Raw genomic sequence first — 25,461 nt, forward strand, 5'->3', positions numbered from 1 at the left:
CCAAGGCGTTATGATCCCTCCAAAATTTCAATTGGAGGAAACATTATGTCGAGCAGCAATCCCGGTTTCGCCACGCTTGCCGTACACGCGGGTGCACAGCCCGATCCGACAACGGGTGCCCGCGCTACGCCGATCTATCAGACGACGGCTTATGCCTTCCGGGATTCCGAACATGCCGCTGCTCTTTTCGGGCTGAAGGAATTCGGCAATATCTATACGCGCATCATGAACCCCACCCAGGCCGTACTCGAAGAACGTGTTGCGGCACTGGAAGGCGGCACGGCAGCCCTTGCCGTCGCATCCGGCCATGCGGCTCAGATGCTGGTGTTCCACACGCTTCTTCAGCCCGGTGACAATTTCGTTGCCGCCCGCCAGCTCTACGGCGGCTCCGTCAACCAGTTCGGTCATGCTTTCAAGAATTTCGGCTGGCAGGTTCGCTGGGCCGATGCTGCCGAACCGGCAAGCTTCGAAAATCAGATCGATGATCGCACCCGGGCAATCTTCATCGAAAGCCTTGCCAATCCGGGCGGCACCTTCGTCGATATCGCCGCCATTGCCGATATCGCACACCGCCGTGGACTGCCGCTGATCGTCGATAATACCATGGCAAGCCCTTATCTCGTTCGCCCGCTCGAACATGGCGCGGATATCGTTGTGCATTCGCTGACCAAGTTTCTCGGCGGCCACGGCAATTCCATGGGAGGCGTCATCGTCGATGGCGGCACCTTCGACTGGTCGGCCACGGATCGCTACCCGGCGTTGTCTCAGCCACGTCCGGAATATTCAGGCGTCGTGCTGCACCAGACGTTCGGCAACTTTGCCTTTGCCATTGCCTGCCGGGTGCTCGGCCTTCGCGATCTCGGCCCATCGATTGCGCCGTTCAACGCGTTTCTTATTCTGACCGGCATCGAAACTCTGCCGCTGCGCGTCCAGCGCCATTCCGACAACGCGCTTGCCGTAGCCAAGTGGCTGAAGTCGCATGCCAAGATCGGCTGGGTGCACTATGCCGGGCTGGAGGACAGCGACAATCACGCGATCCAGCAGCACTATTCGCCGAAGGGCGCAGGTTCTGTCTTCACCTTCGGCATCAAGGGTGGATATGAAGCCGGAAAGAAGCTGGTCGAGGGACTGCAGCTCTTCTCGCATCTCGCCAATATCGGCGACACGCGCTCGCTGGTCATCCACCCGGCCTCCACCACCCATGCGCAATTGACGCCGGAACAGCAGAAGGCCGCAGGTGCCGGCCCGGATGTCGTCCGCCTGTCGATCGGCATCGAAGACGTCAACGACATCATTGCCGATCTCGAGCAGTCGCTCGCCAAGATCTGATCCCGCCGGAGCATGCCCATGACGAATTTTCTGACCTTCGCGACCGATGGCGATCTTGCTGGCGTTCAACCGGAAGAGGGTGCGCCTGCGCCCGACCGGCTGGTTTCCGGTGATCCCAAATTCACGACGTGGAATCTGGAGGAGGCTTCAGGTGGTCTTTATGCCGGTATCTGGCAGTCGACGCCGGGCAAATGGCGGGTGGTCTACGATGAGTGGGAATATTTCAGCATCCTTGAAGGCCACTCCGTGCTGACGGAGGAGGGCGGCGAGCCCATCCACCTTCAAAAAGGCGACAGGCTCATTGTGCGGCCTGGTTTCAAGGGAACCTGGGAAGTCATCGAGACGACCCGCAAGGATTACGTCATCCGCCTGTAACGGCGGATGACACCGTGCCGTTTAACGCAGCAGCATGGCCAGGACTGGCGCAACAAGAACGTTGACCAGTCCAACAATCACCATCACCAGTCCTGCGATCGAGCCTTCTTCCTGACCGATCTGGTGTGCTCTTGCGACACCGGCGCCATGCGCGCCCATGCCGAACAGGGCGCCGCGTGCCAGCGACGACTTGAGCGGCAGATAGCGCAGCAGCGTTTCGCCAAGTGCGGCACCCAGCACGCCCGTCAGCACCACGAACACGGCAGTCAGATCGGGCACGCCGCCAATGTCCTGTGAAATGGTCATGGCGAAGGGCGTGCTGATCGATCTTGGCAAGAGGCTGAGACGCAAGGCTCCGTCGATGCTGAGAAGGCTCGCCAGCGCCCATGCGGTCACCATCGCCGTCGTGCTGCCAACCGTTACGCCAAAGGCCAGCACCGGCCAGTACCGGCGGATCATTGCCCGCTGCTCATAGATCGGAATGGCGAAGGCGACCGTCACCGGGCCAAGCAGCAGCATCAACCAGTGTGTTGCGTGGATGTACTCGGCATAACCCGTGTTCATGGCAAGCGCGATCAAGATCAGAAACAGCGGCGCCAGAAGCAGCGGCGAGAGATAGGGTTTCGGCCAACGGCCATAAATCCGCTTCGAGACGTAATAGAGAACGATTGTTGCTGCCGACCAGAATGCCGTCTGGAAAATGAGACTGTCAGACGGGAACATGGCGTTGCTCCAGCCGCATCATCATGCGGTAGCCGAAATCGACGGCGAGCGCGGTCGAGCACATCACGGCTGCCGTGCCGCCGAGGATGACGGCGAGGATTTTCAGCCCGACAATGCCGAGAAATTCCTGGTGGTCGAGAACCGCGAGAACAGCAGGTACGAAAAACAGCAGCATGTCCGCCAGCAGCCATTGCGCGCCGCCACGCATGCTTGTCGGCTTTATCTTGCCCGAGGCGAGCAGAACGAGCACGAGCGCCAATCCGGCGACCGCACCGGGAAACGGCAGATGCGCAATACGAACGATGGCTTCGCCAAGCAGCCAGAAGGCGCTGATGATGATGATCTGGAAAAGCCTGCTGGAGACAATACGGTTGTGCAGAGTGTGTGTTGTCTTGTTTATCGTCATCTGACTGACCCTTGCTGCGACAACCTCCCTTGACCCGCACTATAGTTTGCGCCCCTATATTCTCAAAATGAATTGATTGAATACTATCAAGTCAAGATTGGAATAGTATGGAGCTGCGAACCCTGAATGCCTTTGTTGAAGTTGTCCGTCAGGGCGGCTTTTCCCAAGCTGCAAAAACCGTCTTCATGACGCAGTCGACCGTCAGCAAGGCGGTCAAGCAGTTGGAGGATGAGTTGGGTCTGGTGCTTCTGGACCGGCTGGGACATCGCTCCACGCTGACGGAAGCGGGAAAGATCGTCTACGAACGGGCGATCAGGGTATTGGCGGAGCGCGCCGACCTGATTGCCGAGCTTTCCGATCTGCGCGGCCTCCAGCGCGGAACCTTGCGCCTCGGTCTTCCGCCCATCGGTTCGGACATGCTGTTTGCGCCCTTGTTCGCCATTTACCGAAGCCGCTACCCCGGCATCGACATCCAGCTTGTGGAACATGGCAGCAAACGTCTGGAAGAGCTGGTCAAGGCGGGGGAGGTCGATCTCGGCGCATCGCTGTTGCCGGTGCCGGACGATTTTGAATGGCAGGATGTGCGTCAGGAGCCGCTCGAGGTGCTGATGCGCAGCAATCATCCGCTGGCGGAGCGTAGCGTGGTGGACCTGCATGAATTGCAGGACATCCCCTTCATTCTCTTCGATGCCGGTTTTGCGCTTAATCCGATCATTCTCGATGCGTGCCGGCAGGCCGGATTTTCACCCAGCATCGCCGCCAGAAGTAGCCAGATCAATTTCATTGTCGAGCTGGTCGGCGCAGGTCTGGGGGTCGGTTTCCTGCCGCGGATGATCGCTGAAAAACGTGTTCGCCCCGGTGTTGTGCATATCCCGGTTTCGACACCGGGAATGCAATGGCATATGGCGTGGATATCGCGAAAGGGCGCTTATCTCTCACATGCGGCGCGCGCCTGGCTTGATCTTGCCAGAAGCGAGACCGTCGCCTGACGAACCGCGCTCGACCTCACCAGGTCAGGTCAAGCCGCTCCAGCCCGTGGAAGGGGTAGACGTTCTTGACGCTCGGGGACGTCGCAATCTTGAGGTTCGGCAGCCGTTTGAAAAGCAGCGGCAGAACGAGATTGAGTTCCAGTCTTGCCAGCGGCGCGCCGATGCAGAAATGAATGCCCGCGCCGAAGGAGACGTTGGCGCCTTCGTTGCGCTCCGGTCTGAAGTCCAGCGGATCGCTGAATTTCAATGGATCGAGATTTGCCGCCGCGAGAATGAGATTGATCTGATCACCACGCTTGAACGAGATACCGTCGATCTCGGCGGGTTCCAACGCCCAGCGCTGGAACAGGTGGACCGGTGCGCAAATGCGCAATGTCTCTTCAACGACGCGTTCGGTCGTCGTTTCGTCGCGAAACATCGTTTCCGGCGCGATGCCGCTTTCCAGGATCACCCGCACCGAATTGCCGATCTGGTGCACCGTTGCTTCATGGCCTGCATTCAGCAGCACGATTGTCGTGGAAATGAGTTCATCGTCAGTCAGATACTGGCCCTTGTGTTCCGTGTGGATCATGTGGCTCAGAAGGTCGTCCTGCGGCTTTGCCCTGCGCTCCGCGATCACGCCACGCACATAATCGGCAAATTCCCTGGATGCCTTGTCTGCCGCAAGCTCGTCCTCATGGGTGCGCTTGAACATGTACATGCCGACATAGTCATGCGACCACTTCAGCAATTGCGGCCCCATCTCCTCGGGAATGCCGATCATGTTGGCAATCATCGTCACCGGAATGATGTCAGCGAAGGTCGAAAGCAACTCCGTCTTGCCATCCTTCTCAAAGGCATCGATCAGCCGGTTGGCCAGCGCCATGATCTCCGGTGTCATCTTCTCGACATGGCGGGAAACGAATGCGCGGTTGACCAGCGTGCGCAGCCGCGTGTGTTCCGGCGGTTCGATTTCGAGAAGCGAGTACCGTTCTGCGGCATAGAAGTGTTTCACATGTTCGGACGGTTCCGGCAGGCCAAGTTCTTCGCGGCTTGCAACATGCAGGATCTGTCGTCCGAAACGACGATCGCGCAACAGGCTGCTGACGTGGTCGTAGCCGGTGAAGAACCATTGCTTCTGCTCTTCCCAGTAAAAGGTGGGACACTGTGCATGAAGCATGGCATAGGCCGCGTTCGGATTGCGGTAGAACGCCGGTTCGCGCGCATCGAAAGACACGCGGCGAGTTGCGGCATCGATTTTATAGAAGGGAGATGATGCTGTCATTTCCAAGATTTAGTCCGGCTGCGCAGATTTGAAAAGAGTGCCTTTTCATCTTGCGGTAGCAAGAATTTCTTTTTCTCGGGACAGGGCGTTTCAGCGGTTTGCGATTGCCGCAATCTTGTTCAGCGCCGCAACCTGCCGGTCGGCATTGTTGTCCATCGGATCTTCCTGACGATCGACAGCCGGAACGACTATATTCATGGAATCGCGGTTGACGACAGTACGGTTGCGTCCGGATTTCTTGGCGGAATAAAGCGCCCGGTCGGCTTCGGTCAGCAACTTGTTGAGGTCTGCCTCACCGATGACGGAATCGGCGATGCCGGCACTGACTGTGACCTGAATCTGCTGCCCTTCCGCCAGGATCGGCGATTTGCACAGAGCCATACGAATGTTTTCGGCGAGGATGATCGCCTGTGCCGGATCGTCGGCCGCGCAGATCAGCGCAAATTCCTCGCCTCCCATGCGCACGAAAAGACCCCGCTCATTGATGATCTTTGCTGCGAGATGACAGAAGTGCACCAGCACGGCGTCACCGGCCTGATGCCCATGCCTGTCGTTGATCTTCTTGAAATGGTCGATGTCGAACACCGTCAGTACAACATGACTGGCTGCGGCAGGCACGCGTGACTTGATGCGGTCGAATTCTTCGGCAAGGCCGCGACGGTTCAGGACGCCGGTCAGATGGTCGGTCATCGCCAGGCGGTTGAGGCGTCGTTCGGTCTCTTCCATCATGATCTTCGCGCTGATCATGATGATGGCGGTAAAGCCAAGCGCGCTGGAGAAGGCAAGCGGCACGGTCAAGGGTATGGCGTGTGAGGACGACATGTCTTTCGGCAGCACGAAAAACGCGGTGATTGCGCTGGAGACTGCCTGGAACACCAGAATGGCGGCAAGCGCCTTGCGGTTGCCCTGGTTCGGCGCATCCTTCTTGAGTACGATGGCTGCCAGCATAAAGTAACCGATGGCGGCGCAGCCCTGATAAAGCAGAATGCGCGACACCATGTTTTCGCGCACCGGCTGCAGGAACATGCCGGCGATCCAGATCAGCGCCGGGATCGCGATCCAGCCGGCGAGTTTGCGCTGTTCGAATGTCATCAGACCCGCCAGCCAGAAACCGAAGGCGGCCAGGGTCAGCGTGTTGCCGACCTCGATAGACAGGAAACTGGCGATATCGCCACGCATGGCAATCAGGATGGTGCCGGTGCCGGTCGCGATGAAACCTGCTGCGAAGTAGAGATTATGCGGTCGGGACGGGCGGTGCAGCCAGAGCGTACCGAGCAGGACGGCAAGGGTCAGAGTTTCGGCGGCCCATAGAAATAGGCCAGTCTTCGCATCCAGCATTGCAAAAAAATCCTACTCGCGCGATCACGCCCCAAAAGGGCAGGTTCCCGCGCTCGATCAATGTCGCGAACACTGAAAACCTATCAGAATGCCATTTCGTCCACGATGGACCGTACCACTGCAGGCGGCGAAACTCGAAGGTAGTATCACCACCAAATACCTAACGAGTTCTTGCCATTGATAAGTTACATCTGTGTATAACCAAATGATTTTATGTTTACCCGTCGGTTACCAAGAATTGCTTCCTTCGTGGAAAACGGGTCTGGACCACGTTTGCCGGTTTCAGGAGACCGCGGACCTGTTAAGGAGCAGGCCGAAACGCGCTTCTGTCGTTAAGGATATGCGGCTTCGTGTCTTGAAGTACGGGGCGGTGACACTCTATGTAGAGAAATGAAGTTTAGAAGTGATTCCGGAGCGGGTTTCCGCATCGGGTAAGAGTTTGACAAAGGACGGACATGAAAAATCCAGTTGATACCGCCATGGCTCTGGTGCCGATGGTCGTAGAGCAGACCAATCGCGGCGAACGGTCCTATGACATCTACTCACGTCTTCTCAAAGAGCGCATCATCTTCCTCACCGGCCCGGTAGAGGACCACATGGCATCGCTCGTCTGCGCGCAGCTTCTGTTCCTTGAGGCCGAAAACCCCAAGAAGGAAATCGCGCTTTACATCAATTCTCCAGGTGGTGTCGTGACCGCTGGCATGGCGATCTACGATACGATGCAGTTCATCCGTCCTGCCGTATCCACACTGTGCGTTGGCCAGGCTGCATCCATGGGTTCGCTGCTTCTCGCCGCCGGTGAGAAGGGCATGCGTTTTGCAACGCCGAATGCACGGATCATGGTTCACCAGCCTTCCGGCGGTTTCCAGGGTCAGGCATCCGATATCGAACGCCATGCTCGTGACATCATCAAGATGAAGCGTCGCCTCAACGAGGTCTATGTCAAGCACACCGGCCGCACGCTGGATGAGGTTGAAAAGACGCTCGATCGCGACCACTTTATGGACTCGGAAGAGGCGAAGGATTGGGGTGTGATCGACAAGATCCTCACCTCGCGTCAGGAAATCGAAGGCGCCTCCGCGAATTGAGGCGCACGGTTTTTTGAAGATTGTTAGCCCCGGTAAAAATAATTTCGGGGCTTTCAAGCGGAAAAGAAAGCGCTAATAGTACATATTAAGGCTGTGTTGAATTTTTATGACGTAGCCTTGGTTTTATGGGGAATTCGTTGCCGCCGGTTGTCAGGTCATGTATCTGATACGGTTAGTACCCCCGGGAAGCGAAGCGGACACGGTAGTGCACCCAAGGACAGCCGTGTCGGCGAGCGGTAAGTTGACCGCGATCCGTTCGACGGACCTGCGGCGTGCTGGAAGGAAAGAGATATGAGCAAAGTCAGCGGCAGCAACGGCGGCGACTCTAAAAATACACTCTATTGTTCATTCTGCGGCAAGAGCCAGCACGAAGTCCGGAAACTCATTGCCGGACCGACAGTATTCATCTGCGATGAGTGCGTCGAATTGTGCATGGACATCATCCGCGAGGAGAACAAGACGTCGATGGTGAAGTCGCGTGAGGGTGTTCCCACCCCGCAGGACATCATCAAGATCCTCGACGAATACGTCATCGGCCAGAAGCAGGCGAAAAAGATCCTCTCTGTTGCCGTTCACAACCATTACAAGCGCCTCGCACACGCCTCCAAGAACGGCGACGTGGAACTGGCGAAGTCGAACATCATGCTCGTTGGCCCGACCGGTTGCGGCAAGACCTATCTTGCGCAGACGCTGGCCCGCATCATCGACGTTCCCTTCACCATGGCGGACGCAACCACGCTGACCGAAGCCGGTTATGTCGGTGAGGATGTTGAAAACATCATCCTCAAGCTGCTCCAGGCAGCCGACTATAACGTCGAGCGCGCCCAGCGCGGCATCGTCTACATCGACGAAGTGGACAAGATTTCCCGCAAGTCGGACAATCCGTCCATCACGCGCGACGTATCGGGCGAAGGTGTCCAGCAGGCACTGCTGAAGATCATGGAAGGCACGGTCGCTTCCGTTCCGCCGCAAGGTGGTCGCAAGCATCCGCAGCAGGAATTCCTGCAGGTGGATACGACCAACATCCTGTTCATCTGCGGCGGCGCTTTTGCCGGTCTCGACAAGATCATCTCTGCCCGTGGCGAAAAGACCTCCATCGGTTTCGGTGCGACGGTCAAGGCGGAAGACGATCGCCGCGTCGGCGAAGTGCTGCGCGAACTGGAGCCGGAAGATCTGGTGAAGTTCGGTCTCATCCCGGAATTCATCGGCCGTCTGCCTGTTCTGGCAACGCTGGAAGATCTGGATGAAGACGCATTGATCCAGATCCTGTCCGAGCCGAAGAACGCGCTCGTCAAGCAGTATCAGCGCCTGTTCGAGATGGAAGACGTCGAGCTGACCTTCCACGAAGACGCTCTGCGCGAAATCGCCCGCAAGGCGATCACCCGCAAGACCGGCGCCCGTGGCCTGCGTTCGATCATGGAAAAGATCCTTCTCGACACCATGTTCGAACTGCCGACTCTGGAAGGTGTTCGCGAAGTGGTCATTTCCGACGAAGTTGTCAGCGGTCTCGCTCGTCCGCTCTACATCTACGCCGATCGCAAGGACGAGAAGGCCAACGTTTCGGCCTGATCTGCGAACTGAACATCATCAGAGCCCCTCGCGGTTTCAGCCGCGTGGGGCTTTTTTGTGCCGCGCGATCTCTCAGGTGTCGTCATGAGTTTTGTCACTGCAATTCTGGTTCATGTCGCCGATGTGGAGGAGGGGCTCGCCTGGTACGCGAGGGCGTTCCCCGAAGCTTTACCCTCGGTCAGCCATCCCTCCGGTTTTGAATTTCTTCAGTTGGGCGACGTCCAGCTTGAGATCGTGCGTGCCGATGAGAAAGTCGCCAGCGGTGCAGCCGGCTCTGTCGTCTACTGGTGGACGGATGATTTCGAGGGCGCGATGGCCCACTGGCGCGATATTGGCGGCGTTCTCTATCGTGGCCCGATGAGAATCGATGGCGATCTCTGGATGTGCCAGTTTCGTGATCCCTGGGGCAATTGCGTCGGTCTTCGTGGTCCGATGGTGAAAACTTTGAGTTGAACGCAGTTGTGTGTCGGGGACGCAGAGTGTTCGTGGTAATAATGGCGTGGAGGGAAAGCGTCAGCCGCCATTTTGCGTTTTGAGCGGATTGCGCTTTACTGATAATGTCTTACAACTGATTTGCAGCGCGACATGACGGGAATGTGAATATCCGTCGGCGGGCCGGTTCTTTGCTACGGGAAGGATAACCGGAATGTTGAGAGTTAAGGCCTGCGCTGGGTTTTGTAGAATTTCACGGCTTTGTCGCCACGCGAAGCCGTCTGTTCCGGCGACTTGAAATCGGTGTTCGCAAACTCCACTTTCAGTCTCGAGAAATGAATATGCCGGGTGCCCCCAAGACATCCGGCAACATGTCCCGAAGAGGGACCATGGAAAGGAAATGATATGACGAACATCACGTCTGCGGCATCCGGCGGTACCTATCCCGTACTTCCCCTGCGCGACATCGTTGTTTTCCCGCATATGATCGTTCCCCTGTTCGTCGGGCGGGAAAAGTCTATTCGTGCTCTGGAAGAGGTCATGGGTTCCGACAAGCAGATCATGCTTGTTACCCAGATCAACGCCAGCGATGACGATCCGGAGCCGGAGGCCATTCATAAGGTCGGTACGGTTGCCAACGTTCTGCAGCTTCTGAAGCTTCCCGATGGCACGGTCAAGGTGCTGGTCGAGGGCAAGGGCCGCGCGCAGATCGATTCCTACACCGGTCGCGAAGATTTCTATGAAGCCACGGCAACGCAGCTGGTCGAGTCTGCGGAAGACCCGGTCGAGATCGAGGCGCTGTCGCGTTCCGTCGTTTCGGAATTCGAAAGCTACGTAAAGCTCAACAAGAAGATTTCGCCGGAAGTGGTTGGCGCCGCTGGCCAGATTGACGACTACTCGAAGCTTGCCGATACGGTTGCATCGCACCTGTCGATCAAGATCACCGAAAAGCAGGAAATGCTGGAAACCGTCAGCGTGAAGCAGCGGCTTGAAAAAGCGCTCGGCTTCATGGAAGGCGAAATTTCCGTATTGCAGGTGGAAAAGCGCATCCGCTCGCGCGTCAAGCGCCAGATGGAAAAGACCCAGCGCGAATATTACCTGAACGAGCAGATGAAGGCGATCCAGAAGGAACTCGGCGACGGCGAAGACGGCCGTGACGAGATGGCCGAGCTGGAAGAGCGCATCGCCAAGACGAAGCTTTCCAAGGAGGCCAAGGAAAAGGCCGAGGCGGAAATGAAGAAGCTTCGCCAGATGAGCCCGATGTCGGCCGAAGCCACCGTCGTGCGCAATTATCTGGATTGGCTGCTTGGCCTGCCCTGGGGCAAGAAGTCGAAGATCAAGGCTGACCTCAACAACGCCGAAAAGATCCTCGATCAGGATCACTTCGGTCTGGACAAGGTGAAAGAGCGTATCGTCGAGTATCTGGCCGTTCAGGCCCGTGCAACGAAGATTCGCGGCCCGATCCTGTGCCTCGTCGGCCCGCCCGGCGTTGGTAAGACCTCGCTTGCCAAGTCGATCGCCAAGGCGACCGGTCGTGAATATGTCCGTATGGCGCTGGGTGGCGTTCGTGACGAAGCGGAAATCCGCGGTCACCGCCGTACCTACATCGGCTCCATGCCGGGCAAGATCGTCCAGTCGATGAAGAAGGCCAAGAAGTCGAACCCGCTCTTCCTGCTCGACGAAATCGACAAGATGGGCATGGACTTCCGCGGCGATCCGTCGTCGGCTCTGCTCGAGGTGCTTGATCCGGAACAGAACTCCACCTTCATGGATCACTATCTCGAAGTGGAATACGATCTGTCAGACGTCATGTTCGTGACGACGGCCAATACGCTGAACATTCCTGGTCCGTTGATGGACCGTATGGAAGTCATCCGTATTGCCGGTTACACGGAAGACGAAAAGCGCGAAATCGCCAAGCGTCACCTGCTGCCGAAGGCGATCAAGGAGCATGCGTTGCGTCCGGAGGAATTCTCCGTCACCGATGATGCGCTGATGATCGTGATCCAGCAGTATACCCGCGAAGCGGGCGTGCGCAGCTTCGAGCGCGAGCTGATGAAGCTTGCACGCAAGGCCGTGACCGAGATCATCAAGGGCAAGGTCAAGTCCGTTGAAGTCACCGCAGCCAACGTTCCGGATTACCTGGGCGTTCCGCGGTACCGCCACGGTGAAGCCGAGCGTGAGGATCAGGTCGGTGTTGTCACCGGTCTCGCATGGACGGAAGTCGGCGGTGAGCTGCTTACCATCGAAGGCGTGATGATGCCGGGCAAGGGTCGCATGACCGTGACCGGTAACCTCAAGGAAGTGATGAAGGAATCCATTTCGGCAGCGGCGTCTTACGTCCGTTCGCGTGCAGTGGACTTCGGCATCGAGCCACCGCGCTTCGACAAGAGCGACATTCACGTGCACGTGCCGGAAGGTGCGACCCCGAAGGACGGACCGTCCGCCGGTGTTGCCATGGCAACCGCCATCGTTTCCATCATGACCGGCATTCCGGTTTCCAAGGATGTAGCGATGACGGGTGAAATCACCCTGCGTGGTCGTGTTCTGCCGATCGGCGGCCTGAAGGAAAAGCTGCTTGCAGCACTTCGCGGCGGCATCAAGAAGGTGCTGATCCCGGAAGAGAACGCCAAGGACCTGGCGGAAATTCCGGACAACGTGAAAAACGAAATGGAAATCATTCCGGTTTCACGTATGGGCGAAGTCATCAAACACGCGCTGATCCGCCAGCCGGAACCCATTGAATGGGACGGCAGCATCGAGACTCCGGTCATCGCGACGGTTGAAGGCGTCGACGATAACAACACCGGTATCGCGCATTGATGCACCGCACTCGGAATGAGTGATGCGAATTTGGCACGATTTATGGGGAAGGCCGGCAGAAATGCCGGCCTTTTTTGTGAAAATAACTCCAGACCTCTTGTTTTTCAGGCGATTCCAGCGCTTTTGGGTTGCTACGCGCGGATGCAAAAGTATTCTGCGCCGGCTTAATTTGAGTCGTTTCATACCGATGAAAGGGGTGGAAACATGAACAAGAACGAGCTCGTCTCTGCTGTTGCCGAAAAGGCTGGTCTCACGAAGGCAGATGCTGCTTCCGCTGTTGATGCAGTATTCGAAACTGTACAGAACGAACTGAAGAACGGCGGCGACATTCGCCTCGCTGGCTTTGGCAGCTTCTCTGTCAGCCGCCGCGAAGCTTCCAAGGGCCGTAACCCGTCCACGGGTGCTGAAGTCGACATCCCGGCTCGCAACGTTCCAAAATTCTCCGCAGGCAAGGGCCTGAAGGACGCTGTCAACTCGTAAGGTTTCCGGAAGATCGTTTCGCCGTGCGGCGTGCGTGCGATCTTCAGGTTCACGAGGAAACATGTTTTGACGCCTTGAAGCCTAACCGCGGAATGTGCGCACAAACGAAAAGAAGCCCGGCCTTTTGGCCGGGCTTTTTGATTCTGTCGGAAGACGCCGCACAACAGGGCTGGATAAGTGCAACTGAAGATCGATTCAGCAGCACGCGGCCAGCCGGTGTCATGCCCCTGTCATGTCTTTGACGCAGAAGCCTTGGGAACGGTTTCTGGACGCAAAGGGGGATTTACTATGGCGCTCCGATTTTCTCACATGGCCTTGACCGCAGCATTGCTGACGTCAGCCGCTTTTCCGGCGGCTGCGGACCAGGTCTTCAACCGCATCGCGTCTTTTCCGGTCGCGAACAACCTCCCGGCTGACAAGGACGCCAAGACCGCGACCTCGTCCGAAATCATCACCGCAAGCGAAGACGGCAACACGCTGATCTATTCGGACAGCCCGCTGGGTGGCATCGGTTTTGTTGACATCACCGACGCAAAGGCGCCGAAGGCAGGCGGTGCATTGCTGCTGGACGGCGAACCCACCTCTGTTGCCGTTGCAGGTTCCAAGGTTCTGGCCGGCGTCAACACCTCTGAGAACCGCGCAAATCCTTCCGGCAAGCTGGTGACCGTGGATCTTGCCACCAAAAAGGTTGAAGCAAGCTGCGATCTCGGCGGCCAACCGGATTCGGTTGCCATTTCGCCTGACAAGACCTTTGCCGCCATCGCCATCGAAAACGAGCGTGATGAAGAGATCAACGAAGGCGCCTTGCCGCAGATGCCGGCTGGCTTCCTCGTTACCGTTGGCCTCAAGAACGGTGCGGCCGACTGCGCGACGCTCAAGAAGATCGACCTGACCGGTCTCGCAGAGATTTCTCCTGAGGATCCGGAGCCGGAATTCGTTTCCATCAATGCCAATGGCGAAATCGCCGTGACACTGCAGGAAAACAACCACATCGCCATCGTCGACGGCAAGTCCGGCAAGGTGACCAGCCATTTCTCGGCCGGTTCGGTTGATCTGGAAGGCATCGACACGAAATCCGATGGCCAGTTGAAGTTCACCGACAAGCAGGAGGCTCGTAAGCGCGAGCCCGACGCTGTAAAGTGGCTCGACAATGACCGTATCGTCATCGCCAACGAGGGGGACTGGCAGGGCGGTTCGCGCGGTTTCACCATTTTCGACAAGACCGGCAAGCTGGTTTACGAGGCGGGTGCTTCGCTCGAGCACGCCATTGCCGCCATCGGCCACTATCCGGAAAAGCGCTCCAAGGCCAAAGGCATCGAGCCGGAAGGTCTGGAAGCCGCGACCTTCGGCGGTGAGAAGTACATCTTCGTTCTCAGCGAGCGCGCTTCTGTTGTTGGCGTCTATAAGGACACCGGCGCTGAACCGCAGCTCGTGCAGCTACTGCCATCCGGTATTTCCCCGGAAGGTGCTGTTGCCATTCCCTCGCGCAACCTGCTGGTCACCGCCAACGAAGCCGACCTCGGCGAAGATGGCGGCGCGCGTTCGCACGTCATGCTCTATGAGCGCAGCGAAGGCGAGGCAGCTTACCCGCAGCTCGTTTCCGCTGAAATCGATGGACTGCCGATCGGCTGGGGTGCATTGTCTGGCCTGACCGCCGACGCCGAAAAGCCTGGCATTCTCTATGCCGTCTCCGACTCGGTATACGGCAACCAGCCGTCGATCTTCACCATCGACGCCACCAAGAAGCCTGCCGTCATCACCAGCGTCCTGCGCGTCAAGCGTGACGGCATGGCTGCCCAGAAGCTCGATATCGAAGGCATCGCACGCGATGGCAAGGGTGGTTTCTGGCTGGCATCTGAAGGCGATAGCAGCAAGCTCGTCCCGCACGCGCTCTACAACGTCAACGCCAAGGGCGAGATCAAGGCCGAGATCGCCCTGCCGAAGGAACTTCTCAACGGCGAAACACGCTTCGGCTTTGAAGGTGTGACCGTTATCGGCGAAGGTGATGACGCAACCCTCTGGATGGCTGTGCAGCGTGAATGGGGTACGGACGAGAAAGGCACGGTCAAGCTCGTTTCCTACAAGCCAAAGTCCAAGGAATGGGGCGCAGTGCGTTATCCGCTCGAAAAGGCGGGTGAGGGCTGGGTAGGTTTGTCTGAAATCGCGGCTTTTGGTGATCACGTCTATATCGTCGAGCGCGACAACCAGATCGGTGACAAGGCAAAGCTTAAGAAGCTCTACCGCGTCGCTCTGTCAGAACTGAAGCCGGCCAAAATCGGTGGCGAACTGCCGCTGGTCAAGAAAGAGGAAGCTCATGACTTCCTGCCGGACCTGAAGGCGCAGACCAACGGTTACGTCGTCGACAAGCTGGAAGGCTTCACTTTCGACAAGGATGGCACCGCTTACGTTGTGACCGACAATGACGGCGTGGATGATTCCTCCGGCGAAACCCTGTTCTTCACGGTCAACCTGAAGGCAATCAACTGATCGCATCGATCATATGTAAAAGAAAAAGCCGGTCTTTCGACCGGCTTTTTTGCTTTCGACCGCAGTTGCGGCTGGGAATGCAGGCTTTCTCGGCGCGCGTTGATTGGGGGGTACACAGAGCGCGTTTGCCACCGGTCTCATCAGACGACAGGAATCAGGCGCGGGGGCTGCCGGATGCCATCGGTGAGGATATCAGCGTGAGAAAGCCGCAACGCCATTCAAACGTCATGTCGCGTTCAAATGCCGATTGCTGTTTTGACAGGTAAGGGGAGGATTAGCGACCGGGGGAGCTTTTCTTGCCCGGAGTATCTTGCTTTTCTGAGTCCTGCTGGACCCAGCGGAAAAAAATATAAATAGGCAGCGCAATGAGCGCGAGTGTTACAAACGCGTCGATCGACATGGTTTCATCCATCATTAAAACCGCTCATCATGAGCCGGCAAGCTGACCTTGCGATAAAACTATTGAGAAATACTGAATCACAGATGCCGCGTTACTTCGCGTCAGAGGGCGCTGTTTTGAACAGGGAAGGTCAGGCGCAGCAGATAGTGGGCTGGACGATGCGTTTTGAAACATTGAGTCCGGAATCAACACACAGGCGTCTATTTGCGTGTACCGATTTGGTTGCGACGTCGTCGACGAATGCTCAAAACTTTTTTGAGCAGGCAAATCGATTCATCCGCCAAACGAATCTCTTTTTCTAATGGAAAGGCGAATGCGAACTGGGGGAGGGCGAATCTTCGAAGCAGAGAGAACGTCTCAAATGCGATGAGAAAAGGCTCTGCCAACATGAGGAGGCGATAAAACGCCAAAAGCGAGCCAAAGCCCGCTTTACATTCAAGTCTCTACATTGTCCTGGGGAGTAATGGTGGGCGATGAGAGACTCGAACTCCCGACATCCTCGGTGTAAACGAGGCGCTCTACCAACTGAGCTAATCGCCCTTCGCGTCTTGCGGATCGTGTCCGCCGCGTCGGTGGCCGTGATGTATGCGGATCAGAAAAAAACCGCAAGTGCTTTTGTGAAGTTTTTTTGTTTTTTTTCGAGTTTGTTTTGTCGAGCGTCGATGGTGACGGGCAGAAAGCCCGGAAAACCGGGGTTTTGCCCAAATCGGCATCGTCGAACCCTGTAATGCTGCATTGCAAAATCAGCCGGAAACCACCTGGTGTCTGTGGATAAAGTTTTTCTTTTTTCGAATAAATGTAATCTAAAACAATAGCTTAGCTCGTTTTTTGGGTGGTTCGAACCGGTTTTTCCCATCGGAAAATGCACAAGCTTATTCTTTTGTCGTGAAACTCGCTTGACACCCCAGCACGAACGCCGTAGTTAGCCGCTCAACGAACAGCCGAGGCTGGTTCGTACGGCGAAACGAAAGCTTCGCTGTCAGGAGATGCGGGTGTAGCTCAGTCGGTTAGAGTGCCGGCCTGTCACGCCGGAGGTCGCGGGTTCGAGCCCCGTCACTCGCGCCATCCTGATCCTCGGAAACGCAGATGAAAATCTGCAACATGCGCGGGTGTAGCTCAGTCGGTTAGAGTGCCGGCCTGTCACGCCGGAGGTCGCGGGTTCGAGCCCCGTCACTCGCGCCATTTTTCTTTCCTCCCTTACATTATATATATGTGAGCCGCTGATAGCGGTTTTGCGTCTGGTTTCTGCTCTCTGATTCCAGCTCTTTTGATGGCCTTCGCGGCGTCATTTTTCCTGCATTTTTTAGTCAAGTTTCGCATCTTGAAAATCGTCACTTTCGTGGTTTTTCTGCGTAAAATTTGTGTGACTTTTTTGCGGCCGCACCATTCAATCGATTATTATTTTATTTGAGGGACTTAGCCGCGATAACCGGCCCAATTTTGCGTCAATTCCGGCAATATTGTTGCCAATCAATGCGGCAGGCGGCTTGAAATGGTGCCGAAACTCTTGCAGAGAGAGCGCGGCTGCGCTAACGACTTTGGCGTTGCAACATATTTTTCGCCTTGAGACGTTTCGTCGCAAGGTAAGGTCCGGCACCCGGCCGGGCAGGGAAGAGACCATGACTGAACTCCTCAGTTCCTATATTCCGATTGCAATCTTCATCGGTATCGCTCTTGTTATCGGTCTGGCGCTTCTGATTGCGCCTTTCGCGGTTGCATATAAAAATCCGGACCCGGAAAAGCTGTCTGCCTTCGAGTGCGGCTTCAACGCGTTCGATGACGCCCGCATGAAGTTTGATATCCGCTTTTATCTGGTGTCGATTCTCTTCATCATCTTCGACCTTGAAGTCGCCTTCCTTTTCCCGTGGGCGGTTTCGTTCGGAGAGATGGGCTGGTTCGGCTTCTGGTCGATGATGGTGTTCCTCCTGGTTCTCACCATCGGCTTCATCTATGAATGGAAGAAGGGAGCGCTGGAATGGGCATGAGCCAGAACGATACCACGCTCGTCGCACCGAAGCCGCGTGGGATCATCGATCCCAACACTGGCAAGCCTGTTGGCAGTGATGACGCCTATTTTACCGATATCAACGATGAGCTGGCCGACAAGGGCTTTCTCGTTACCTCGACCGACGAACTGATCACCTGGGCTCGTACGGGCTCGCTGATGTGGATGCAGTTCGGTCTGGCCTGCTGCGCCGTTGAAGGTCTGATGCAGGCCTCCGGTCCGCGTTACGACATGGAACGCTTCGGTGTCGCGCCGCGCGCCTCACCACGCCAGTCGGACGTCATGATCGTCGCCGGCACGCTGACCAACAAGATGGCGCCTGCGCTCCGCAAGGTCTATGACCAGATGCCTGAGCCGCGTTACGTCATCTCGATGGGTTCCTGCGCCAATGGCGGCGGTTATTACCATTATTCTTACGCCGTAGTGCGTGGCTGCGATCGTGTCGTGCCCGTCGACATTTATGTTCCGGGCTGTCCCCCCACGGCGGAAGCGCTGCTTTACGGCGTACTTCTGCTGCAAAAGAAAATCCGGCGTACCGGAACGATCGAGCGTTAAGGGCAAAGGACAGACAGGCAATGAGCGAAGCTCTCAAGGATCTTGCTGCTTACGTGAAGGAAGCGCGCGGTTCTCTGGTCGAGGCGGCTGACGTCGCCTTTGGCGAACTGACGCTGACGACGACGCCGGAGAGCGTCATCGCACTTCTGACGTTCCTTCGGGACGACGTGCAGTGCGGTTTCGTCAACTTCATCGATATCTGCGGCGTTGACTGGCCTCAGCGCGAAAAGCGCTTCGATGTCGTCTACCATCTGTTGTCGCCGCGCCAGAACATGCGCGTGCGCGTCAAGCTGCAGGTGGCGGAAGACCAGGGCGTGCCTTCGGCGACCTCCGTGTTCTACGGTGCGGAATGGTTCGAGCGCGAAGCCTGGGATATGTACGGTATTCCATTCGAAGGTCACTCCGACCTGCGCCGCATCCTCACGGACTATGGCTTCGAAGGCCATCCGCTGCGCAAGGATTTTCCGGTTACCGGCTTCGTTGAAGTACGTTACGATGACGTTCTCAAGCGCGTTCTCTATGAACCCGTCGAATTGAAGCAGGAATTCCGTAGCTTCGATTTCCTTTCCCCATGGGAAGGCACGGACTACGTTCTTCCGGGTGACGAAAAGGCCAAGCAATGAGCGAAGCCGTTGCAACAGAGCAGGGACAATGTCTTTGCGGCGCCGTTCGCTTTACAGCGAAGGCTGGTGCCCGTGAATTCGGCGTTTGTCACTGCTCTATGTGCCGCCGCTGGTCCGGCGGAACATTCCTTGCGGTAGAATGCACCGAAGTTGCTTTTGAAAACGAGCAGAATTTGGGCGTCTATTCTTCCTCGGAATGGGGCGAGCGCTGCTTCTGCAAGAATTGCGGCAGCACGCTTCTGTGGCGTTCAAAGGACGGTAATCATTTTGCCGTATCGCTGCAGGCCTTCGACAATCCTTCCAGTTTCAAGTTTGCGTCGCAGATTTTCATCGATGAGAAGCCCTCCAGCTACTCCTTCGCTGAAACCACGCAAAACATGACCGGCCCCGAATTCATCGCCATGATTACCTCGGCGGAGCACTAAGAATGACAGAGCATAACGTCCGCAATTTCACGATCAACTTCGGCCCGGAACACCCGTCCGCGCACGGCGTGTTGCGTCTCGTTCTCGAACTCGATGGTGAAATCGTCGAGCGCGTGGACCCGCACATCGGCCTGCTGCACCGTGGTACGGAAAAGCTGATCGAAACCAAGACCTACCTACAGGCGGTCCCGTATTTCGACCGTCTGGACTACGTTGCGCCGATGAACCAGGAACATGCTTTCGCGCTTGGCGTTGAAAAGCTGCTTGGCCTCGAAATTCCGATGCGCGGCCAGTTGATCCGCGTTCTCTACTCGGAAATCGGCCGTATCCTGTCGCATATCATGAACGTCACCACGCAGGCCATGGACGTTGGTGCCATGACCCCGCCGGTCTGGGGCTTCGAAGAGCGCGAAAAGCTGATGGTGTTTTACGAGCGTGCCTGCGGCGCGCGTATGCACTCCGCTTACGTTCGTCCAGGTGGCGTCCACCAGGATCTGCCGCCGGAACTTGTCGACGATATCGGGAAATGGTGCGACCCGTTCATCACGGTTCTCGACAACATCGAAGGTCTTCTGACCGACAACCGCATCTACAAGCAGCGTAACGTCGATATCGGCGTCATCTCGCTGGAAGATGCGTTTGCCTGGGGCTTCACCGGCGTCATGGTACGCGGTTCGGGCGCTGCCTGGGACCTGCGTCGCGCCCAGCCTTACGAATGCTACTCCGATCTGGAATTCGATATTCCGGTCGGCAAGAACGGCGACTGCTACGACCGTTACCTGATCCGCATGCAGGAAATGCGTGAATCGGTAAAGATCATGAAGCAGTGCGTCGAACTCCTCTCCGGCAAGCATCGGATTGGCCCCGTGTCGTCGCTCGACGGCAAGGTGGTTCCGCCGAAGCGTGGCGAGATGAAGCGTTCGATGGAAGCGCTGATCCATCACTTCAAGCTTTACACCGAAGGTTACCACGTGCCGGCTGGCGAAGTGTACGCAGCCGTGGAAGCGCCCAAGGGTGAGTTCGGCGTCTATCTGGTCGCCGACGGCTCCAACAAGCCTTACCGCTGCAAGATCCGCGCGCCGGGTTATGCGCATCTGCAAGCCATGGATTTCCTCTGCAAGGGACATCAGCTTGCCGACGTAACAGCCGTTCTCGGCTCTCTCGACATCGTGTTCGGGGAGGTCGACCGCTGATGCGTTTGCCGCTGGCCATTCTGGCTCTTCTTGCTGCTTTTGCCACGCCTGTTCTCGCCCAGACTGCAGCGGGTGACGGCGTGTCTTCAAAGGCAAGCGGCGGTTCTTCGACCATCAAGCAGCTTCTGTCGTCAGGATACGAGATCAAGGCCTCGGTCCCGAACGGCAGCAAGTTCATTGTATTCATGCAAAAAGACAAGGCAGCTTACGCCTGTGAGTTCGTTACGGTGACGAATTCGCGGTGTGAGACGCTAAACTGAAAAAGGCGTGAGGAAGTATGTCCGTTCGTCGACTAGCCGAAGATCAGTTCCAGCCCACGGGTTTCGTATTCAATGCGGATAACACCGCCTGGGCGGAAAAGACGATCAAGAAATATCCGGAAGGACGCCAGCAGTCCGCGGTCATTCCGCTGCTCATGCGTGCGCAGGAACAGGATGGCTGGGTAACCCGCGCCTGTATCGAGAAGATCGCCGACATGCTGGATATGCCCTATATCCGCGTGCTTGAAGTTGCGACCTTCTACACCCAGTTCCAGTTGAAGCCGGTCGGCACGCGCGCCCACGTTCAGGTCTGTGGCACCACGCCCTGCATGCTGCGCGGTTCCGAAGCGCTGATGGATGTCTGCCGCAAGAAGATCCATCACGATCCGCTGCACACCAACGAGAGCGGCACGCTCTCCTGGGAAGAAGTCGAATGTCAGGGCGCCTGCGTCAACGCGCCGATGGTCATCATCTTCAAGGATGCTTACGAGGATCTGACGCCTGAGCGTCTGGAAGAGATCATCGATCAGTTCGAGGCAGGCAAGGGCGACACCGTCAAGACCGGTCCGCAGATCGATCGTCACCAGTCCGTTCCCGTCGGCGGCCTCACCACGCTGACCGAAGAAATCAAGCCGGATCGTTCAAACCTGGACAAGCCTGCCGAGGCGCCTGCCGCACCTGCTGCTGCCGCAGCGGCACCTGCGCCGTCTGAAGCTGCCAAGCCGAAGACGACTGCACCGGAAGCCGATGCCAAGTTGAAGACGCCGGTAACCGAGCCGAAGGCTGCGGAAGCAAACGTCAAGGCTGCCGAAAAGGAAGCGTCCGGCTCTGCCGAGACCGCAAAGCCTTCGCTCGACAGCAAGGATCGCCCGGCTGGTATCGAAAAGCCTGCAACGCCCGATGACCTGAAGCTGATCTCCGGCGTTGGCCCGAAGATCGAAGGAACGCTGCATGAGCTCGGCATCTTCACGTTCGCGCAGATTGCTGCTTGGAAGAAGGCCGAATGCGACTGGGTCGATGGCTATCTGAATTTCAAGGGCCGTATCGAGCGTGACGAATGGCTCAAGCAGGCCGAGGCGCTCGCCAAGGGTGGCGAAGCCGAGTATATCAAGGTCTTCGGCAAGAAGCCGCGGTAAGAGGTGAAGTATGTTAAAAGATCAGGATCGCATCTTTACCAATCTCTACGGCCTCAAGGACAAGTCCCTGAAGGGTGTGCGGGCGCGCGGCCATTGGGACGGCACCAAGCAGATCATTGAAAAGGGCCGTGACTGGATCATCAACGAGATGAAGGCGTCCGGCCTGCGTGGCCGTGGCGGCGCTGGCTTCCCGACCGGTCTGAAGTGGTCCTTCATGCCGAAGGAAAACGACGGTCGTCCGCACTATCTCGTCGTCAACGCTGACGAATCCGAGCCCGGCACCTGCAAGGACCGTGAAATCCTGCGCAACGATCCGCATACGCTGATCGAAGGCTGCGTGATTGCCGGTTTCGCCATGGGTGCAAACACGGCGTATATCTACGTTCGTGGCGAATACATGCGTGAGCGTGAAGCCCTTCAGGCCGCGATCGACGAGTGCTATGACGCCGGCCTGCTCGGCAAGAACAACAAGAACGGCTGGGATTTCGACGTTTACGTCCATCACGGCGCCGGCGCTTATATCTGCGGTGAAGAAACCGCGCTGCTCGAAAGCCTTGAAGGCAAGAAGGGCCAGCCGCGTCTGAAACCGCCGTTCCCGGCCAACATGGGTCTCTACGGCTGCCCGACCACCGTGAACAACGTTGAGTCGATCGCCGTTGCTCCGACCATCCTGCGTCGTGGCGCTGCATGGTTCTCGTCCATCGGCCGTCCGAACAACGTCGGCACGAAACTGTTCATGGTTTCCGGTCACGTCGAGCGTCCGTGCACCTTCGAAGACGCGCTGGGTCTTTCGTTCCGCGAGCTGATCGAACACCACTGTGGTGGTATTCGCGGCGGCTGGGACAATCTTCTCGGCGTTATCCCTGGCGGCGCATCGTGCCCCATCGTTCGCGGTGAGGACATGAAGGATGCCATCATGGACTTCGACGGCATGCGCGAAGTCAAGTCGTCCTTCGGTACGGGCGGCATGATCGTCATGGACAAGTCCACTGACGTCATCAAGGCGATTGCCCGTATCGCAGCTTTCTTCAAGCACGAAAGCTGCGGCCAGTGCACGCCTTGCCGCGAAGGCACGGGCTGGATGTGGCGCGTTCTCGAGCGCATGGTCAAGGGCAACGCGCAGAAGCGCGAAATCGATATGCTGTTCGAAGTGACGAAGCAGATCGAAGGCCACACCATCTGCGCGCTCGGCGATGCGGCTGCATGGCCGGTTCAGGCTTTGATCCGCAATTTCCGTCCGGAAATCGAAAAGCGGATCGATCAGTATACCTACAGGGCCATGGATGATGGCGCTGTTCTCGAGGCTGCCGAATAATCATTCGGCAGTTGGCTGCGGCGCTGGCCCCAACCGGCGTCGAACCATCATGAAGCGTCTGGCTAACTCATTGAAGTGTTGGGCGTGATTAAGGATTTGTTGCGGACTGTGTGGGACACGGGACGAACAGGCAACAGGACGTAAGTAGAACCATGGCAAAGCTCAAGGTTGACGGTAAAGAGATCGAGGTTCCGGATCATTTCACGCTGTTGCAGGCGTGTGAGGAGGCTGGCGCCGAAGTTCCGCGCTTTTGTTTTCACGAGCGCTTGTCGGTCGCGGGTAACTGCCGCATGTGTCTTATCGAGGTGAAGGGCGGACCGCCCAAGCCTGCTGCATCCTGCGCCATGGGCGTGCGCGATATCCGCGGCGGCCCGAACGGCGAACTGCCGGAAGTTTTCACCAACACGCCTATGGTCAAGAAGGCCCGCGAAGGCGTGATGGAGTTCCTGCTCATCAACCACCCGCTGGATTGCCCGATCTGCGACCAGGGCGGTGAGTGCGACCTGCAGGACCAGGCTATGGCCTTCGGTATTGCCGGTTCGCGTTACGCCGAGAACAAGCGCGCGGTTGAAGACAAGTACATCGGACCGCTCGTCAAGACGGTCATGAACCGCTGCATTCACTGCACGCGCTGCGTCCGTTTCACCACGGAAGTTGCCGGCATTGCAGAGCTTGGCCTGATCGGCCGCGGCGAAGACGCCGAGATCACCACCTATCTCGAGCAGGCGATGACCTCCGAGCTTCAGGGCAACGTTGTTGACCTTTGCCCGGTTGGCGCGCTGACCTCCAAGCCATTCGCTTTCACGGCGCGTCCGTGGGAACTCAACAAGACCGAAACCATCGACGTCATGGACGCGCTCGGTTCGGCGATCCGTGTCGATACGCGTGGCCGTGAAGTCATGCGCGTCATGCCGCGCGTCAACGAAGCCATCAACGAAGAGTGGATTTCCGACAAGAGCCGCTTCATCTGGGATGGCCTGAAGACGCAGCGCCTTGACCGTCCGTATGTTCGCAAGGATGGCCGTCTGCAGCCTGCGACCTGGGGCGAAGCTTTCGGCGCGATCCGTTCCGCCGTCGGCTCAACCTCGGGCAGCAAGATCGGCGCAATCGCCGGCGATCTGGCCTCTGTTGAAGAAATGTTCGCGCTGAAGTCGCTTCTCGCATCGCTCGGCTCGGCCAACGTCGATTGCCGTCAGGATGGTGCAGCTCTCGATCCGTCGCTCGGCCGCGCCAGCTACCTGTTCAACGCCACCATCGAAGGCATCGAACAGGCTGACGCGCTGCTGATCGTTGGCGCCAACCCGCGTTACGAAGCGGCCGTTCTCAACGCCCGCATCCGCAAGCGCTGGCGTCGTGGCGGCTTCCCGATCGGTGTGATCGGTGAAGGCGGCGAACTGCGTTACGACTACGAATACCTCGGTTCCGGCGCAGAAACGCTGTCGGATCTGGCAAACGGCTCGCACAGCTTCTTTGACAAGCTGAAGTCTGCCAAGAACCCGCTGATCATCATCGGTCAGGGTGCTGTGGCGCGCGCTGATGGTGCTGCCGTTCTGGCCGCTGCTGCAAAGCTTGCCGTTTCGGTTGGCGCTGTCACCGAAGAGTGGAACGGTTTCTCGGTTCTGCACACGGCGGCTGCCCGCGTTGGCGGTCTGGATATCGGCTTCGTACCGGGTGAGGGCGGTGTTGCCGCTGCTGACATGGTCGCGTCGATGGACGTTCTCTTCCTGCTCGGTGCAGACGAGATCGACCTGTCGAACAAGGGTGCCAAGTTCACTGTCTACATCGGCAGCCATGGTGACCACGGCGCAATGCACGCCGACGTCATCCTGCCAGGTGCGGCCTATACCGAAAAGTCGGGTATCTGGGTCAACACCGAGGGCCGCGTTCAGGTTGGCAACCGTGCAGGTTTCGCACCTGGCGAAGCCCGCGAAGACTGGGCAATCCTGCGTGCGCTCTCCGACGTTCTCGGCAAGAAGCTGCCGTTCGACTCGCTGTCGGCTCTGCGCGGCCAGCTTTACGTTGCCCATCCGCATCTGGCTGAAACCGACGACGTCATTGCCGGCAATGGCAAGGATATCGAGGCACTGGCCGGCAAGGTTGGCTCACTCAACAAATCGGCGTTTGCCTCGCCGGTAAAAGACTTTTATTTGACGAACCCGATTGCGCGCGCCTCCGCTGTGATGGCCGAGTGCTCCGCATTGGCCCGCAACAACTTCAAGGCTGCGGCAGAGTAAGGGTAGGGGATT

23 protein-coding genes and 3 tRNA genes are annotated in these 25,461 nt (G+C 57.6%); 20 read left to right on the plus strand and 6 right to left on the minus strand.

Annotated elements, in window-relative coordinates:
- Positions 1-45: 45 nt before the first annotated feature.
- The gene (locus tag FY156_04880; GenBank protein ID UXS00877.1) at positions 46-1,329 is read left to right on the plus strand and encodes an O-acetylhomoserine aminocarboxypropyltransferase; all 1,284 of its coding nucleotides are present in this window, start codon (positions 46-48) and stop codon (positions 1,327-1,329) included.
- Positions 1,330-1,347: 18 nt separating this feature from the next.
- Positions 1,348-1,704 (plus strand): cupin domain-containing protein, encoded by a 357-nt coding sequence (locus tag FY156_04885; GenBank protein UXS00878.1) that lies wholly within the window; start codon positions 1,348-1,350, stop codon positions 1,702-1,704.
- A gap of 21 nt (positions 1,705-1,725) precedes the next feature.
- Here FY156_04885 and FY156_04890 read toward each other — a convergent pair whose 3' ends face one another.
- Both FY156_04890 and FY156_04895 read right to left on the minus strand, forming a co-directional pair.
- The gene (locus tag FY156_04890) at positions 1,726-2,427 is read right to left on the minus strand and encodes an LrgB family protein (GenBank protein ID UXS00879.1); all 702 of its coding nucleotides are present in this window, start codon (positions 2,425-2,427) and stop codon (positions 1,726-1,728) included.
- Positions 2,414-2,833 (minus strand): CidA/LrgA family protein, encoded by a 420-nt coding sequence (locus FY156_04895; protein UXS00880.1) that lies wholly within the window; start codon positions 2,831-2,833, stop codon positions 2,414-2,416. Before FY156_04895 ends, FY156_04890 begins: the two co-directional genes overlap by 14 nt.
- Before the next feature lie 107 nt (positions 2,834-2,940).
- On the opposite strand from FY156_04895, the gene FY156_04900 reads away from it, so the two are divergent.
- Positions 2,941-3,822 (plus strand): LysR family transcriptional regulator, encoded by an 882-nt coding sequence (locus FY156_04900; GenBank protein UXS00881.1) that lies wholly within the window; start codon positions 2,941-2,943, stop codon positions 3,820-3,822.
- Between the two features lie 16 nt (positions 3,823-3,838).
- Here FY156_04900 and FY156_04905 read toward each other — a convergent pair whose 3' ends face one another.
- Entirely contained in the window at positions 3,839-5,086 is a 1,248-nt protein-coding gene (locus FY156_04905; protein ID UXS03022.1) for a cytochrome P450, read from the minus strand.
- 90 nt (positions 5,087-5,176) lie between these two features.
- Entirely contained in the window at positions 5,177-6,424 is a 1,248-nt protein-coding gene (locus FY156_04910) for a GGDEF domain-containing protein (GenBank protein UXS00882.1), read from the minus strand.
- Between the two features lie 455 nt (positions 6,425-6,879).
- Between FY156_04910 and clpP the strand changes: the two genes are divergently transcribed.
- The 6 genes from clpP to FY156_04940 all read left to right on the plus strand — a co-directional run bounded on the left by clpP (position 6,880) and on the right by FY156_04940 (position 15,303).
- Entirely contained in the window at positions 6,880-7,512 is a 633-nt protein-coding gene (gene clpP, locus FY156_04915) for an ATP-dependent Clp endopeptidase proteolytic subunit ClpP (GenBank protein ID UXS00883.1), read from the plus strand.
- Between the two features lie 291 nt (positions 7,513-7,803).
- Positions 7,804-9,081, plus strand: a complete 1,278-nt coding sequence (gene clpX / locus FY156_04920) for an ATP-dependent Clp protease ATP-binding subunit ClpX (protein UXS00884.1) — start codon at positions 7,804-7,806, stop codon at positions 9,079-9,081.
- Positions 9,082-9,165: 84 nt separating this feature from the next.
- On the plus strand, positions 9,166-9,534 hold the full coding sequence (locus tag FY156_04925; protein UXS00885.1) for a glyoxalase/bleomycin resistance/dioxygenase family protein: 369 nt from the start codon (positions 9,166-9,168) through the stop codon (positions 9,532-9,534).
- A 384-nt stretch (positions 9,535-9,918) separates the two neighbouring features.
- On the plus strand, positions 9,919-12,336 hold the full coding sequence (gene lon, locus FY156_04930; protein UXS00886.1) for an endopeptidase La: 2,418 nt from the start codon (positions 9,919-9,921) through the stop codon (positions 12,334-12,336).
- A 204-nt stretch (positions 12,337-12,540) separates the two neighbouring features.
- The gene (locus FY156_04935; protein ID UXS00887.1) at positions 12,541-12,816 is read left to right on the plus strand and encodes an HU family DNA-binding protein; all 276 of its coding nucleotides are present in this window, start codon (positions 12,541-12,543) and stop codon (positions 12,814-12,816) included.
- Positions 12,817-13,104: 288 nt separating this feature from the next.
- Entirely contained in the window at positions 13,105-15,303 is a 2,199-nt protein-coding gene (locus tag FY156_04940) for an esterase-like activity of phytase family protein (GenBank protein ID UXS00888.1), read from the plus strand.
- Between the two features lie 274 nt (positions 15,304-15,577).
- Here FY156_04940 and FY156_04945 read toward each other — a convergent pair whose 3' ends face one another.
- Positions 15,578-15,718 carry a hypothetical protein gene (locus FY156_04945; GenBank protein UXR99974.1) on the minus strand — a complete coding sequence of 47 codons (141 nt, stop codon included), beginning with the start codon at positions 15,716-15,718 and terminating at the stop codon, positions 15,578-15,580.
- Between the two features lie 449 nt (positions 15,719-16,167).
- Positions 16,168-16,243: transfer RNA gene (locus tag FY156_04950), tRNA-Val, on the minus strand.
- A 448-nt stretch (positions 16,244-16,691) separates the two neighbouring features.
- Between FY156_04950 and FY156_04955 the strand changes: the two genes are divergently transcribed.
- From FY156_04955 to FY156_05005, 11 genes are all read left to right on the plus strand, one after another.
- Positions 16,692-16,768, plus strand: a tRNA-Asp gene (locus tag FY156_04955).
- Between the two features lie 40 nt (positions 16,769-16,808).
- Positions 16,809-16,885: transfer RNA gene (locus tag FY156_04960), tRNA-Asp, on the plus strand.
- Positions 16,886-17,322: 437 nt separating this feature from the next.
- Complete coding sequence (ndhC, locus tag FY156_04965) at positions 17,323-17,688, plus strand: NAD(P)H-quinone oxidoreductase subunit 3 (GenBank protein ID UXS00889.1); 366 nt, start codon at positions 17,323-17,325, stop codon at positions 17,686-17,688.
- Positions 17,679-18,263, plus strand: a complete 585-nt coding sequence (locus tag FY156_04970; protein UXS00890.1) for an NADH-quinone oxidoreductase subunit B — start codon at positions 17,679-17,681, stop codon at positions 18,261-18,263. Before ndhC ends, FY156_04970 begins: the two co-directional genes overlap by 10 nt.
- A gap of 20 nt (positions 18,264-18,283) precedes the next feature.
- A complete protein-coding gene (locus FY156_04975) occupies positions 18,284-18,886 on the plus strand; it encodes an NADH-quinone oxidoreductase subunit C (protein ID UXS00891.1) in 603 nt (200 codons plus the stop codon).
- Positions 18,883-19,311 (plus strand): GFA family protein, encoded by a 429-nt coding sequence (locus FY156_04980; protein UXS00892.1) that lies wholly within the window; start codon positions 18,883-18,885, stop codon positions 19,309-19,311. The genes FY156_04975 and FY156_04980 overlap by 4 nt, the downstream gene beginning before the upstream one ends.
- A 2-nt stretch (positions 19,312-19,313) precedes the next feature.
- Positions 19,314-20,504, plus strand: a complete 1,191-nt coding sequence (locus tag FY156_04985) for an NADH-quinone oxidoreductase subunit D (protein ID UXS00893.1) — start codon at positions 19,314-19,316, stop codon at positions 20,502-20,504.
- Positions 20,504-20,764 (plus strand): hypothetical protein, encoded by a 261-nt coding sequence (locus FY156_04990; protein UXS00894.1) that lies wholly within the window; start codon positions 20,504-20,506, stop codon positions 20,762-20,764. The genes FY156_04985 and FY156_04990 overlap by 1 nt, the downstream gene beginning before the upstream one ends.
- Positions 20,765-20,781: 17 nt before the next feature.
- Entirely contained in the window at positions 20,782-21,900 is a 1,119-nt protein-coding gene (locus FY156_04995) for an NADH-quinone oxidoreductase subunit E (GenBank protein ID UXS00895.1), read from the plus strand.
- A gap of 10 nt (positions 21,901-21,910) precedes the next feature.
- Positions 21,911-23,215 (plus strand): NADH-quinone oxidoreductase subunit NuoF, encoded by a 1,305-nt coding sequence (nuoF, locus tag FY156_05000; protein ID UXS00896.1) that lies wholly within the window; start codon positions 21,911-21,913, stop codon positions 23,213-23,215.
- A gap of 152 nt (positions 23,216-23,367) precedes the next feature.
- Positions 23,368-25,449: an NADH-quinone oxidoreductase subunit G gene (locus tag FY156_05005; protein UXS00897.1), complete on the plus strand. Its 2,082-nt coding sequence runs from the start codon at positions 23,368-23,370 to the stop codon at positions 25,447-25,449.
- Positions 25,450-25,461: the final 12 nt, after the last annotated feature.

The organism is Agrobacterium tumefaciens, assembly GCA_025559845.1.
In the GTDB taxonomy this organism is placed as follows: domain Bacteria; phylum Pseudomonadota; class Alphaproteobacteria; order Rhizobiales; family Rhizobiaceae; genus Agrobacterium.